The sequence below is a fragment of the Actinopolymorpha cephalotaxi genome, from assembly GCF_013408535.1.
Classification (GTDB): Bacteria; Actinomycetota; Actinomycetes; order Propionibacteriales; family Actinopolymorphaceae; genus Actinopolymorpha; species Actinopolymorpha cephalotaxi.
The window spans coordinates 4,620,341-4,634,098 of the sequence record NZ_JACBZA010000001.1 but is presented as its reverse complement, the minus strand read 5'-3'; the positions used below and the strand labels follow the sequence as shown (position 1 = coordinate 4,634,098).

Below are 13,758 nucleotides of genomic sequence, written 5' to 3'. Positions count from 1 at the left end.
CGTCGCTGATCAGTCGGCGATGCGGGCCAGCACCGCCTCGGCGACCGCGTCCGGCGCCTCGTCCGGGATCCAGTGCGTCACCCCGTCCAGGGCGACGAACCGGTAGTCGCCGGTGACGTGGGCGGCGCACGCCTCGGCGGCCGTCCGGCCGACCGCGACGTCGCCGTCACTCCAGACGTACGTGGTCGGCACGGTGACCGGACCGGCCACCTCGTCGAGGGACATCGCGCGGTACCAGTTCAGTGCCGCGGTCAGCGCGCCCGGCTCGCGCATCGGCTCGACATAGGAGTTGATGCGCTCCGCGCCGAGACCGGCGAACACCCCGCGCAGCGCCGCCGCGTCGTCGGCGAGCAACATCTGCTCGGCCGTGCCCGGCTGCCGGAACAGCTGCATGTACGACGAACGTTCCCGCTGGTCCGCGTCGGTCGCGAGGGCCTGCGCGAACGCTGCCGGGTGCGGCACGGACACCGCGGTCAGGGTGCGTACCCGGTCGGGGTGCCCGGCGGCCAGGACCCAGGCGACCATCGCACCCCAGTCGTGGCCGACGACGTGCGCGACGTCGACGTTCACCGCGTCCAGCACCGCCAATGCGTCGGCGACGCACTCGGCCACCCGGTAGTCCTCGACCGCGGCCGGCCGGGCGCCGGGCGAGTAGCCGCGCTGGTTGAGCGCGTAGGTGCGCAGCCCGGCGGCGTGCAGCGACGGGACCACCTGATCCCACTCGCCGGCGTGCTGCGGGAAGCCGTGCAGCAGCAGGACCGCCGGACCGTCCTCCGGTCCGCCGGCCGCCACGTCGAGGGTGAGTCCACGGATGTCGATCGGCGTCAGGTTGAGGGCCATGCCTCAGCACCCTACCCGCGGCGGCCGGCACTGAGCGTGCGGTTGGTCAGGTCAGTACCCCCGCACGTCCGGCCAGTGGCGTTCGACTCCGGCCCGGTCGAGGACCCGAGCGAAGTCCGCGAAGCGGGACTCCTCACCCTGCACCTGGTGGGGTTCGGTCCCGGTGTCGAGGCAGTGCGCGGCCAGCCGCCCGGCCACCTCGCCGATGTTCCACTCCACCGGGTGTAGGCGGAACGAACCGTTGCTGATGTGGGTGGTGCCGAGGTTCTTCGCCGCCGGCAACAGGTTGCGCATCCTCCTCGGCACCATCGCCCCGAGTGGGATCTCGAACGGCACGCTCTCCAGGTCGATGTAGGTGTCCCCGCCGGTGCTCGGGTGCAGGTCGAGGTGGTAGCTGCCGATGCCCACCGAGTCCGCGTGGGAGACCCGGCCGTACGCGCCGAGCACGTCCAGCGACACGTCGTTCTCGGTGACGGTGGTGACGGCACGGATACGCCGGGACTCGCGGATGTACGGCGACTTCGCCAGCCCGTCGGCGGAGCCGGTGACGTCGCCGCGCAGCCGCAGGCCCGGCCAGCCGGTGCCGCCGTCGGGGCGCGGCGCCTCGGTCTGCAGCCAGTACAGCAACGAGAAACTGAGCTGGCGAGCCGCTGTCAGGCTGGCGTTGACAGTCTCCTCGTCCACATCCACCACGTTGCCCAGCCAGTAGTCGTTCATCGGCCAGTTGACCAAGGTGATGTCGGAGTCGAAGCTGCCCGGCTCGTGCATGCCGCGGGCGAGGATGCGCCGGAAGAGCCACAGGTCGAGGTCGCCGCCGTCCTTGCTCTGGTCGGCGGTGACGTCCAGCGGATCCTCGGCCGGGTTGGGCACGAAGGTGCGGGGGACGGGTTCGAGAGTCCGCGGGTGCGGGGCCAGCAGCCCGAGCAGTGGGCCGGGCCAGAAGGCGGGCCGATAGTCGCGCCAGAAGGAGTACGTCTCCGGCCGGTCGATGGTGTGGTCCTCACCGGCACGATGCTCGATCGCGAAGCAGAACGTGAAGCCCTGCTGGTTTCCGGGCGCCGCCTCGGCCGGTGCGTGTGGCTCGTCGTACTCCTCCCGCGACTCCGCGCCGGTGACGTACTCCGTTTTCGTCAACGCCAGCAGGTCTCCACACTCGGTGGCGTCGATGACGTACGGCGCCGAAGCGGTGAGGTGTCGGCCCGTACGCCGGTCCAGCAACTCGACCGCACGCACGTGGTCGCCGTCGGTCTCCGCTGCCACCGGCACCGTCTCCAGCAACACCGTGAGCCGGCCCGCGGCCCGGTGTGGCGCGAGCATCGCATCCAGGACCGCGAGCGCGACCCGGGGTTCGTGGCACAGCTTGCTGACCCGACCGGCACCGGGGTTCAGTCGGGGGTCTGCCGCGGCGCGGTGGCGGAGCGGATAGTGCCGTCGGTAGTAGGCGCGGATGCCCTCACGAAGTTCGCGGTACATCGCGGTGGCGCCGAACTGCTCGATCCAGGGGTTCTCGTCCGGCGGGACAGCCTGGCTGGTCAGCTGCCCGCCGATCCAGTCGGTCTCCTCGGTGAGCACGACCCGCCGACCGGCGCGACAGGCTGCGAGCGCGGCGGCCACCCCGCCCAGGCCGCCACCGACGACGAGCACGTCCGCGTTCAGTTCAGGCATCCTGACCTCTCCTGATGTCCGGTCTCGTTGGCAGTTGGCCGGCGGCTCCCGGGCCTGCCCAAGCTCACGACAGGGTACGACGAACGCTGTGACGCCCCGGTGTCCCCGTGCCCTCACCCGAACCCATCGCCGGCATATCGCCCGCGTATCGAGAACCGCATACGGGCCGGCAACGCCCGGCTGCCTTGACTTGGGTCATGACCTACAGGGGACCCGCACGAACGGCCGCCTACCGCACCCGGTCCGCGGCCGCCTCCACCTCACCGTCCCTTCCCGCAAGGGGGATCACGATCTATGGATGCGGCCAGGACGAGGCCGCGTTGTTCCGGGCGCTGGCGCCGCGTTTCGGCGTACTGCCGATCATCACCGAGGCGGCGGTGTCCGACGTCAACATCGAGTTGGCAGCCGGAAACCGTTCCATCAGCATCGGCCACCGGGCGCAGGTCACGAACTCCGCCCTGCTCGCACTCAGCCAGGTCGGCGTGGAGTACATCTCCACGAGAAGCATCGGCTACAACCATCTCGACGTGGACTACGCGCGCAGGATCGGCATCACCGTCGAGAACGTCGTCTACTCACCGGACAGCGTGGCCGACTACACGTTGATGCTCATGCTGATGGCCGTGCGCCACGCGAAGTCCACCATCCGCCGGGTGGACACCCATGACTACCGGCTCGGCGACGTACGCGGAAGAGAGCTGCGCGACCTGACCGTCGGAGTGGTCGGAACGGGGCGCATCGGCAGGGCTGTCATGGACAGGTTGCGCGGTTTCGGTTGCCGGATCCTCGCCCATGACAGTCAGCCCGTGGCCGCCGCCGACTACGTACCCCTCGACGACCTGTTACAGAGCAGCGACATCGTCACGCTGCACACCCCACTCACCCCGGACACGCACCACCTCCTGGACGCCGAACGCATCGCGAGGATGAAACCCGGCGCGGTCGTCGTCAACACCGGACGTGGATCGCTTCTGCACACCGAGGCCCTGCTCTCCGCGCTGGAGAAGGGCGCGCTGGGCGGCGCGGCACTGGACGTCGTCGAAGGTGAGGAAGGGATCTTCTACGCCGACTGCCGGGGCAGACCCGTCGAGAGCCTGCCCCTGTCACGCCTGCAGCAACTGCCGAACGTGTTCGTCAGTCCGCACATCGCCTACTACACCGACCACGCCCTGAGCGACACGGTGGAGAACAGTCTCGTCAACTGCCTGAACTTCGAACGTGGGGGAGCGTCATGAACCGGCTCAGGATCGGGATCATCTTCGGCGGAGCTTCGGAGGAACACCCCGTCTCGGTCAAGTCCGCGCGGGAGGTCGCGAAGAACCTCGACCCCCGGAAGTACGAACCGTTCTGGATCGGCATCACGACCGGGGGCGCCTGGAAGCTGTGCGACGGCCCCGACGACGGCTGGGAGAACGACCGTTCGCGCCCGGCGATGTTGTCACCGGACAGAAGCATCCACGGACTGCTCGTCCTGAAGCAGGGGCGGTGCGAGGCGATCCGGCTGGATGTCGTCCTGCCCGTTCTGCACGGCAGGCAGGGCGAGGACGGTGCGATGCAGGGTTTGCTGGAGCTGTCCGGCATCCCCTACGTCGGCTGTGACGTCCAGAGCTCCGCCGTGTGCATGGACAAGTCACTTGCCTACATCGTCGCCGCGAGCGCGGGGGTCGCGACGCCGAACTTCTGGACCGTGACGCCGAACGAGAAGCCCGATCCCGGTCAGTTCACCTACCCCGTGTTCGTGAAGCCGGCCCGTTCGGGATCGTCGTTCGGCGTCGGCAAGGTCTCCTGTGAAGAGGAGTTGTCGGCCGCGGTGGAGACCGCCAGGCAGTACGACTCGAAGGTGCTGATCGAGGAGGCGGTCGCCGGCAGCGAGGTCGGGTGCGCCGTGCTGGGGGACGACCTGGAGTTGGTGACAGGTGAGCCGGACCGGATCGCGCTGTCCCACGGCTTCTTCCGGATCCATCAGGAGAGCCGGCCCGAGAGTGGTTCGGAGAACTCCACGCCGGTCGTGCCCGCGGACATCTCGGCGGAGTCGCGCCGCGCTGTGCAGGAGACGGCCAAGGTCATCTACCGTGCGCTGGGATGCAGAGGTCTGGCGCGGGTGGACATGTTCCTGAAAGACGACGGAACGGTGGTCCTCAACGAGGTCAACACGTTCCCCGGCATGACCTCGTACAGCCGGTATCCACGCATGATGGCCGCCGCGGGGCTGCCGCTTGCCGAGGTGATCGACCGGATCGTGTCGCTGGCGCTGCCCGGGAGGATCCGGTGAGAGAGGACTTCGTCTTCGTCGACGAGTTCGTACCCGGCATCCGCTGGGACGCCAAGTACGCCACCTGGGACAACTTCGTCGGCAAACCGGTGGACGGGTACGTGGCGAACCGAGTGGTCGGTACGACGGCCTTGTGCGCCGCGCTGCGCAGAGCACAGGGCAGGGCCGCGTCCCTCGGCTTCGGCCTGCTTCTCTGGGACGGCTACCGCCCGCAGCGCGCGGTGAGCTCCTTTGCACAGTGGGCAAAGTCACCCGAGGACGGCCGGACGAAGCTACGACACTATCCGAACATCGACAGGGCCGAGATGTTCGCGAAGGGCTATGTCGCCGCGAAGTCCGGTCACAGCCGGGGCAGCACCGTCGACCTGACGCTCTTTCACCTGGCCACCGGTGAGCTCGCAGCCATGGGCGGTGACCACGATCTGATGGACCCGATCTCACACCTCGGCGCACGAGGGATCACACCGGCCGAAGCGAAGAACCGGCAGCACCTCTGCTCGATCATGGAGGACTGCGGATTCGTCCGGTACGACGTCGAGTGGTGGCACTACACCCTGAAGGAGGAGCCCTACCCGGACACGTACTTCGACTTCCCCGTCGCGTGAACGGTCGCATGAACCGTCGCATGATGAATCCTCACCGATAGCCGCGGGCCTGCAGTTCGTAGAGATCGCTGTAGTGCCCGCCGCGGCTGATCAGCTCCGCGTGGGTTCCGTGTTCGACGACGCGTCCGTGGTCGAGCACGACCACCTGGTCAGCCGCGGCGACAGTGGAGAATCGATGGGTCACCAGGATGGTGATGGTGCCGGCCTGCCGTCCGCCGGAAGCGGCCCGGGCGTACTGGTCGAACAGTTGGTGTTCGGTGGCCGCGTCCAGGGCCGCGGTGGGCTCGTCGAGTACGCGCACCAACGGCTGCCGGCGCATCATGCCGCGGGCGATGGCCAGACGCTGCCACTGACCGCCGGACAGATCGACCCCGTCCGGCCAGCTCACGCCGAGCTGGGTGTGCAGGCCGCGCGGTACGGAGGTGAGCACGGCCTCGGCCGCGCCTTCGTGGAGCGCGCGCCGGATCGCCTCCTCGTCGTCCCGCTTCGGCAGGTCGCCGATCCCGACGGACTGCCCGAGGGTGAGCTCCCACCGCTGATGGTCCTGGAACGCTCCGGCCAGCCGTGATCGCCAGGATCCCGGGTCGAGACCGGTCAGGTCGCGACCGTCGACCCGGACGGCGCCGCTGGTTGGCCGGAGCATGCCGGTGATCAGGTTGACCAGGGTGGACTTTCCGGCGCCGTTCTCGCCCACGAGTGCGACGACGCTGCCCGCCGGGAGGACGAGGGAAACGCCGTCCAGCGCGGGCCGGTCGTGCCCCGGATAGCGGTAGCCGACCTGTTCCAGCACGAGCCCCTGCGAAAGCCGATCCGGAGGTGTGCCGACGCCGTGATGCGCTGCCCGGATGCGCGCGGTCTCGTCGACGAGCCAGAGGTACCGTCCGGCCGTACGGCTCATCGCGGCAACGTTGTGGATGATGTCGCGCAGGGTGCCGCTGACGCCCTGAAGCCGGCCGACCAGCAGGAGCGCCAGGGTGACCGAGGCGACGCTGACCGCTCCGGAGACCGCGTCGTGAACCAGCCAGGCCAGCATCGCACCGGCGACGCCGAAGAAGATCACCTGGACCACCACGTTGACCACGGACTCACGTACCGCCAGGCCTACCTTCGGTTTCCACCAGGCGTGGGTGGCGTCGGCGAGCCGTCCGCGGAGCGGGTCGGCCAGGCCGAAGACGCGGACCTCGCCACCGCCGGCAGGCGACGTCCCCACCTGCAGCAGGTGTGCCGCGAGCCGGCCGGGTTCCGCGGCGGCGGCTTCGGCCCGTCCCTGCCAGCGGGCGAGGATGGGCCCTGCCAGGACACCAGGGATGCCGGCGACAGCGGCCAGCAGCATCCGTGGGTCGGCAGTGGCGGCAAGCGCGACGACGCCGACCACTCCCGCCAGGCCGTTGAGGTTGTTCAGCAGGGTGTTGAGGGCCAGGCCGAGCGATCCGCGTTCCTCACGCATGATCTGCAGCTGGTCGAGAAAGTGTGGGTCGTCGAGGTGGTCGATCGTGGGAACGGACGCGGTGAGCGCGGCGATCCGCGCGTCGAACTCGTAACCCACCCGCTCCAGTTGCCCGAAGCGCGCGTTCATCCCCAGCCACACAAGGGCCCGGCCGACACCGATCTGCGCGACGAACGCACCGGCGGCCAGGGCCATCTGCCGGGTGTCATGGCCGACCGCGCCGGCGACGAACCATGCCAGATACAAGGGCTGCAGCAGCCCGAGGATCACTCCGCCGGTCTCGCCCAGGCACAGCAACGCCTGCCACGGCGCCACCCGAACCGAGGTGCCGACCAGCAACCGCAACGTACGCGAGAGATTCCGCACACCGGTGAGTACGCCCATCACGCGACACCTCCCGCGGCTGCGAACCGGGACGCCTGCAACCTGAACATCCGGGCGTACTCGCCTCCGGCGGCGAGGAGCTCGGTGTGGGTGCCGTCCTCGATCACCCGCGCGCCGGCGACACCGCCGCCGACACCGCCGGCGACACCGCCGCCGACTGCGCCGAGCACCACGATCCGGTCGGCGTGCCGGACACTGGACAGCCGATGGCTGATCAGGATGGTCGTCAGCCCCTCCCGCAGCCGCAGCAGAGACTCGAACAGTGCCACCTCCGCCCGCACGTCCAGGGCGGCGGTCGGCTCGTCCAGGACGAGTACGCCCGCACCGGCCCGCACCGCTGCGAGTGCCCGGGCCAGCGCGATCCGCTGCCACTGCCCGCCCGACAGATCCGTGCCGCCGGTGAACTCCGCCGACAGGATGGTTTCCCAGCCGTACTCCAGGCCGGCAACGATGTGGTCAGTACCCGCATCGGTGGCGATCCGGTCGAGATCTCCGATCCGGCACCAGCCCGCGCCCGCCTCGACGTTCGCCCGCGCCGGCAACCCGAAACGCAGGAACTCCTGGAAGATCACCGACACCCGGTGCCGGGCGGCGGCATCGACCGCCGGGTCCAGCCCGTCGATGCGTACCTCACCGGCCTGTGGGGGCCACAAACCGCACAACAGCTTGACGATCGTGGACTTCCCGACACCGTTGACACCTACCACGGCCACCGACTGGCCGGCCGGGATCGTCAGCCGCAGACGCTCCACCACCGGCCGATCTCCACCGGGATAGCCGAACGTGACATCACGCAACTCCACCTTGCTCGCGGTGGGTGTTCCCGCTGCAGCAGGGGCAAGCGTGGCTTGCGGTGGGCCGGGCAGGAACGGCAGACCCAGCGCCGTCCGGAACGAGGCGAGCGCGGCCACACAGGAGACGGTCCGCCCGAGTGAGGTTTCGCCGTCGTCCTGGCGCCCGAACGCCGACAGCCCGAGAATTCCCTGAACCACCGTGACCAGCATTCCCGTGGACACTCGCCCGGCGGCGGTGTCGGCGGTCAGCACGGCGAACGCCGCCGCGTTCAGCACCAGCAGCACCGCGAGCGGCGGCAGCGTGCTCCCCACTCCGCGTAGCCGCCGTCGGGACACGACGGCCATGGTTTCCTGCCAGGCGTTCACGAAGCCGTCCAGCAGCCATCCGCCGAGCCCGTACAGCCGGACCTCCTTCGCCGCGGCTCGCCCGACCAGAAGCCCTTGCAGGTAGGACGCGCGACGGCGGCCGAGGCCGGTCTCGGTGATCATGTCGTCGAAGACGACGCTCCGCCAGTGCGCCACCGCACGTGACAGCAGCAGCCAGCCGACCAGCAGGACCGGCCCGGCCCACCATCGCCACGTGGCCACGACGACGAGCGCGCCGACGCCGTTCAGCTTGTTCGACAGCGCATCCCAGGTGCCACCGATCCCTCGCAGGAACAGCCAGTCCCGGGAGGCTTCCACGGCCGAGCCGAGCTGCTGTGCGCCGGCCGGGTCCTCCAGGTGGGTCACCGAGTGCGGACGTACCCCTGTGTCGACAACGAGGTCGTAGTACGCCGCCAGATACCGCGCCGAGGCCACCTCCTCAACACCGCGCGACACCGCGCCCGCGACCGGTGCCGCCACGAACGCCGCGACCGTGAGCATCAACCATCGCCACGACCCCAGCGCCGCGGCCGAATCCACCCCGGCACGAACCGCCTCATCGATCGACGCGACCAGGTGGCCGGACGCGACCATCGCCACGGTGATCGCACCCGCCCGGACCACCGCGAGCGCAACGCAGACGATGGCCAGGCCGGGAGCCGCGTGCCACCACAACCGCAGGTGCAGCAGGTACCGGTTCCGTGCCGCACACCGAACAGAACGCCAAGCAGAGAAGGGCACAGGCATACCGCGGACACTCCTCAAGAAGCCTTCGACAGAGCCAGGAACGAACAGCGAAACCCGTGCGCGCGCAACGGCCTCCGATTGCAGCACAGCTACTGGCCGCTTCGCCCGACTTTTGTGATGCACGTCACACTGATTACTTGTGGTCGCTCGACCTACCTCGACCTCGGCGAGTCCGAACTCATCCGATCCCGCCGCCAGGCCGGCCCGGGGTAGCGTCGTCGGCATGGAGACGGTCGCGGAGTCGGCAGTGGGTACGCCCCACCTGTCGCTGACCCCGTACGTCGACGGCTACACCGGCTACCGCTATCTCGGCTTCGCGCCCGGGATCCATCGCGGTCTGCCGTCGAGTTCACTCACGTTCATCGTGTCGGTCGGCCCGGCGATCGACGTCGCCGTCCACACCGATCCCACCCACCCGCCAAGGTCGTACCGCGCCGTGCTCTCGGGTCTCCAGGCCACCCCGGCACTGATCTCGCACAGTGGCGACCAGGAGGGCGTGGCGATCCACCTCACCGCCGACGGATGCCGCGCGCTGTTCGGGCTCCCGGCCGGTGGGCTGTGGGACATGTCGCTGGAGCTGAACGAGGTGGTGGGGCGCACCGGCGACGAGTTGTGGGAACGATTGCAGTACGCCACCACCTGGGACCAGCGGTTCGCGGCCTGCGACGCGGTGCTCCGGCGGCTGGTGATCGACAACCCGCTCTCCGCGGAGCTTCGCCGGGCGTGGCAGCTGATCGTCGCCTCCGGCGGCACGGTGGGGGTGGCCGAGCTTGCGGGCGACGTCGGCTGGAGCCGGCAGCACCTGGCCCGCAGGTTCGGGAGCGAGTTCGGTTGCTCGCCGAAGCTGGCGGCCCGGGTGGTCCGCTTCGACCGTGCCCGGCACATGATCCAGAACCTGCCGCGCCACGCCACGATCGCGGAGGTCGCGGCGGCGTGCGGATACTACGACCAGGCCCATCTCACGAACGACTTCAGCGAGCTTGCGGGGTGTACTCCCCGGCGGTGGATGGCCGAGGAAGGGCTTCCATTCTTCCAAGACGGCGACGGCTCGGCGGCCCGATGATGGCCGCATGAGCGAGCACCGTACCCACGTCTGGCCAATCCTCAGCTACCGCGACGCCCGCGCCGCCATCAAGTTTCTGTCCGACGCTTTCGGCTTCGAGGAGCGGGCCGCCTACGCTCGCGACGGCGACCCGTCGATCATCGAGCACGCGGAGATGCGCTGGCCGCTCGGCGGCGGCGTGATGTTCGGCACGGCCGGAAAGGACGACGGGCCGTTCGGCAGCCGCGCCCCCGGAAACGACGTGGTGTACGTCGTGTGCGAGGACCCGGACGCGCTGTTCAAGCGCGCCACCGCCGCCGGCGCCGAGGTGGTGGCGGGCGTCAACGACGAGGGCTACGGCAGCCGCGGCTTCACCGTTCGCGATCTCGAGGGCAACCTCTGGAGCTTCGGCACCTACGCCGGCGAGTAGCGCGTGGCCGCACCTGGCGGTGTTGTCGACTCCGTACACCGGCCGGATACTGGACGACAGTGAGGTCTCCCGGTATCTGTCCGGATCACATCACGGAGGACGCATGACTGCCGTGCTCGCACCGTCCGCAGCTGGGCTACCTGTGATCGGATCGCTGCTCGACCTGCAACGAGATTCACTGAACGCCTTCCTGCGTGCCCAGCGAGACCACGGCGACGTCGTACGTTTCGTGGCCGGACCACCCGGTCTGCGGGTCGAGTTCTACGGCGTGTTCTCCGCCGAGGGCACCCAGCAGGTCCTGGCCACCGACTCGGTCAACTTCCGCAAGGACAACAAGTTCTACCTCGAGGTCCAAGAGTCGGTCGGCGACGGCCTGCTCACCAGTCAGGACGACGACTACGTCCGGCAGCGGCGGCTCGTGCAGCCGCTGTTCACCCGCCGCCGGGTCGACACGTACGCCGCGACCATGTGCGAAGAGGCGTCCGCCGCGGTCGAGCGGTGGCGCACCGCGCCCGGCCAGGTCGTCGACCTGCTCGCGGAGGCGACCGGCCTGACCCTGCGGACCGTTTCCCGCATCCTGTTCGGCGCCGACGTGGAGGCAGCCGTCGACGTGGTACGACGATCCTTCCCGGTGGTCGCCGACTACACCCGGCAGCGTGGATTCGCTCCGGCGAACCTCCCACGGCACTGGCCGACACCCGGCAACCGCCGGGCCGCGGCGGCCCAACGCGAGCTGAACGACCTGTGCGACGAGATCATCGCGCGGCGCCGCGACCAGCCGGGCGGCGGTACTGCCGTCAGGGGTGACGACGGGATTGCCGATCTCCTTGGCCTGTTGGCCGATGCGACCGACGGCGACGGCGACCGGCTCTCCGCCGGGGAGGTCCGCGACCAGGTGCTCCTCTTCCTCCTTGCGGGCCACGAGACCACCGCCACGTCGGTGGCCTTCGCGCTTCACCTCCTCGCGCGCCATCCGGACGCACAGGCCGCCGCCCGAGAGGAAGTGGACCGCGTGCTGGGGACCCGGCGACCGGGCGCGGACGACCTCGACGCGCTTCCGTACGTCACGAAGGTCCTCAAGGAAGCCATGCGGCTCTACCCGGCCGCGCCGGCGATCGGCCGGCGCGCTGTCGCCGACACCGAGGTCGACGGCTACCGCGTTCCCGCGGGCGCGAACGTGTTCGTCAGCCCCTGGGTCACCCACCGGAACCCTGCCTACTGGGACGATCCCGAGCGCTTCGATCCCGAGCGCTTCTCGCCGGAGGCGGAGGCGGCCCGGCCGAGGTACGCCTGGTTCCCGTTCGGTGGTGGACCGCGCGCCTGCATCGGGCAGCGGTTCTCGATGCTCGAGTCCGTCCTGGCCGTGGCCATCGTCTTGCAGGCATACGAACTCGCCGCCATCGACACTGACGTATCGCTGTCCCTGGGCATCACGCTCCGGGCGGCCGGTCCGCTGCGCTGTCGCCTCACCGCCAGGTAGGACACGCCACTGTCGCTGAGGTTTTCGCTCGGAGGCATGGGGTAGCGGCTCGTCATGACTTCGCTGCCCGAACGCCACGGGTCCGCCAAGCGTCCCGACCGCTCGGTCGTTCATCGCCGTCCGGACGGGGTGAGCGACGCGACCGTCGCCGCGCTCGGAAAACTGTCCGAGGCGCTCGAGATTGTCGAGCACGCGCGCGGCGCGCTGTTCGAGTTCCATCGGCTGTGCGGCTCGGCCGACCTCACCCTGCAGGACGCGGTTGCCGAGCTACGCACGGCAGGACACGGGGAGCTCGCCGAGGAGATCGAGGACTGCCTGGTGGGGCGCGATGTCGTCGACGGTATGTGGAGCTTCCAGCTCGTCGAGGCGTACGACCAGCACTACTGGAGCGTGTTCCGCGATGTCGAACGGATCGCGCGGGACCGCGCCGGCAACCTGCCGCGGCACCTGTTCGAGGCCGAGCTGAAACACCGCGAGCAAGGAGGTACGGGTGACGACGTTTCGTGAGGGCGACCGGACTGGCGTCACCTGAACGTCTCAGGGGAGCGCGATGCCATCGCGGAGTTGGGCGGCCACCTCCAACGCGGCTGTGACATCTGCGCGGGTGGCCGGCAGCCGCAGCCCGCGGCACCACGATTCGAACAGCGCGGGCTCGCTGCGAAGGGCCTGATGGAACTCCGCGACTCCCAGCACGTCGAGTGAACCGTGCAACCGGAGGTTGACGACCTTGCTCAGGTTCATCCGGATCGGCACCTTCAACAGGCCGTCGAGGTAGGACGCCAGGTCGGCGGCCCGGCCGGTGGCACGCATGGCCGCCACCTTGTGCGCGATCTCCTCGTACGTCTGGTCGGCGTAGCTGAACGCGGCCCACGCCACGTGCTCCGGTCCCATCTCGCGTACGAGTTCCGCGTCGGTCATCCATCCACGTAGGGCCTCGGCGAGCACGCCGAAGGACTCCGCTCCGTACCCCGCGACCACGATGTCGACGTCGAGGCCAAGCCCGCGCTGCAGCGGCTCGTGAAGGTGCCCCTTTCCGGTCGTTTCCAACGCACGACGTGCGCTGGCCAGGAAGTGGGTGGCGGAGGTACGCAGCCCGCAGGTCTCGATGAGCGCTACGGCGACGTTCTCCAAGGCCAGGCGGGCATGCAACGTCGCCAGGGCGAGGTCGTCCTCGGCAAGCGCGTGGCGGGCACCGTCGGAGTGGGTGAGGCTCGCGTCGTGCCAGGGCCGGGCTCGCCGTGCGCACGTGTCCGGGTCGTGGAAGGTGCCGGTGACGCGGGCCCGCAGGCCGGCGAACCAGCCGTCGGTGTCGGCGAGGACCAGCGAGTGGGCGACCCGTGCGTGCCAGTTGCCTTCGGCGACGGCGTTCTCGAAGCGCGCGGCCGAGATCCGATCGATGTCGGCGAACACCGGTGACCTCGGCAGTTCCGGAGCGGTGCGGCCCAGGACGTCGGCCACCCGAACCCGGGTCACCTCGCGGTAGTCCCCGGGACGGTTCAGACACAGCATGAGGTCGATGTCGCTGGCCTCGTCGGCGTCACCCCACGCCACCGAGCCGAACACGAACGCGGCCCGTACGTCGTCGTCGGGAAGCTTCGCCAACACCTCGCGGGCGACCTCGGCCATGCGTCGGCTGATGGACGTCTCGTTGCTCACCGGTGCCAGCTCCCCTCCCGTCGGGACCGA

The 13,758-nt window shown here is 69.7% G+C and carries 12 protein-coding genes; 7 read left to right on the top strand and 5 right to left on the bottom strand.

The window, feature by feature from the left end; genetic code table 11:
* Positions 1-9: 9 nt before the first annotated feature.
* Both FHR37_RS20475 and FHR37_RS20470 read right to left on the bottom strand, forming a co-directional pair.
* The gene (locus tag FHR37_RS20475; RefSeq protein ID WP_092888412.1) at positions 10-840 is read right to left on the bottom strand and encodes an alpha/beta fold hydrolase; all 831 of its coding nucleotides are present in this window, start codon (positions 838-840) and stop codon (positions 10-12) included.
* Positions 841-891: 51 nt separating this feature from the next.
* Entirely contained in the window at positions 892-2,505 is a 1,614-nt protein-coding gene (locus FHR37_RS20470) for an FAD-dependent oxidoreductase (RefSeq protein WP_092888415.1), read from the bottom strand.
* A gap of 197 nt (positions 2,506-2,702) precedes the next feature.
* Here FHR37_RS20470 and FHR37_RS20465 point away from each other — a divergent pair, with 197 nt between their 5' ends.
* Genes FHR37_RS20465 through vanX form a run of 3 tightly spaced genes read left to right on the top strand, consistent with a single transcriptional unit; the run spans position 2,703 to position 5,382 of the window.
* Entirely contained in the window at positions 2,703-3,740 is a 1,038-nt protein-coding gene (locus tag FHR37_RS20465) for a D-isomer specific 2-hydroxyacid dehydrogenase family protein (RefSeq protein WP_092888418.1), read from the top strand.
* A complete protein-coding gene (gene vanA, locus FHR37_RS20460) occupies positions 3,737-4,777 on the top strand; it encodes a D-alanine--(R)-lactate ligase (RefSeq protein ID WP_092888421.1) in 1,041 nt (346 codons plus the stop codon). The genes FHR37_RS20465 and vanA overlap by 4 nt, the downstream gene beginning before the upstream one ends.
* Complete coding sequence (gene vanX / locus FHR37_RS20455; RefSeq protein WP_092888425.1) at positions 4,774-5,382, top strand: D-Ala-D-Ala dipeptidase VanX; 609 nt, start codon at positions 4,774-4,776, stop codon at positions 5,380-5,382. Before vanA ends, vanX begins: the two co-directional genes overlap by 4 nt.
* Positions 5,383-5,413: 31 nt before the next feature.
* Here vanX and FHR37_RS20450 read toward each other — a convergent pair whose 3' ends face one another.
* Both FHR37_RS20450 and FHR37_RS20445 read right to left on the bottom strand, forming a co-directional pair.
* Positions 5,414-7,213, bottom strand: coding sequence for an ABC transporter ATP-binding protein (locus FHR37_RS20450; protein WP_092888428.1), 1,800 nt, complete (start codon positions 7,211-7,213; stop codon positions 5,414-5,416).
* Complete coding sequence (locus FHR37_RS20445; RefSeq protein WP_092888431.1) at positions 7,213-9,120, bottom strand: ATP-binding cassette domain-containing protein; 1,908 nt, start codon at positions 9,118-9,120, stop codon at positions 7,213-7,215. The genes FHR37_RS20450 and FHR37_RS20445 overlap by 1 nt, the downstream gene beginning before the upstream one ends.
* A gap of 223 nt (positions 9,121-9,343) precedes the next feature.
* Here FHR37_RS20445 and FHR37_RS20440 point away from each other — a divergent pair, with 223 nt between their 5' ends.
* From FHR37_RS20440 to FHR37_RS20425, 4 genes are all read left to right on the top strand, one after another.
* Positions 9,344-10,183, top strand: a complete 840-nt coding sequence (locus FHR37_RS20440) for a helix-turn-helix domain-containing protein (RefSeq protein WP_092888434.1) — start codon at positions 9,344-9,346, stop codon at positions 10,181-10,183.
* Positions 10,184-10,190: 7 nt separating this feature from the next.
* A complete protein-coding gene (locus FHR37_RS20435; RefSeq protein WP_092888437.1) occupies positions 10,191-10,592 on the top strand; it encodes a VOC family protein in 402 nt (133 codons plus the stop codon).
* Positions 10,593-10,695: 103 nt separating this feature from the next.
* A complete protein-coding gene (locus tag FHR37_RS20430) occupies positions 10,696-12,072 on the top strand; it encodes a cytochrome P450 (protein ID WP_092888440.1) in 1,377 nt (458 codons plus the stop codon).
* Positions 12,073-12,126: 54 nt separating this feature from the next.
* On the top strand, positions 12,127-12,579 hold the full coding sequence (locus FHR37_RS20425; RefSeq protein ID WP_092888443.1) for a hypothetical protein: 453 nt from the start codon (positions 12,127-12,129) through the stop codon (positions 12,577-12,579).
* A 30-nt stretch (positions 12,580-12,609) separates the two neighbouring features.
* Here FHR37_RS20425 and FHR37_RS20420 read toward each other — a convergent pair whose 3' ends face one another.
* The gene (locus tag FHR37_RS20420) at positions 12,610-13,728 is read right to left on the bottom strand and encodes a nucleotidyltransferase domain-containing protein (protein WP_139239165.1); all 1,119 of its coding nucleotides are present in this window, start codon (positions 13,726-13,728) and stop codon (positions 12,610-12,612) included.
* Positions 13,729-13,758: the final 30 nt, after the last annotated feature.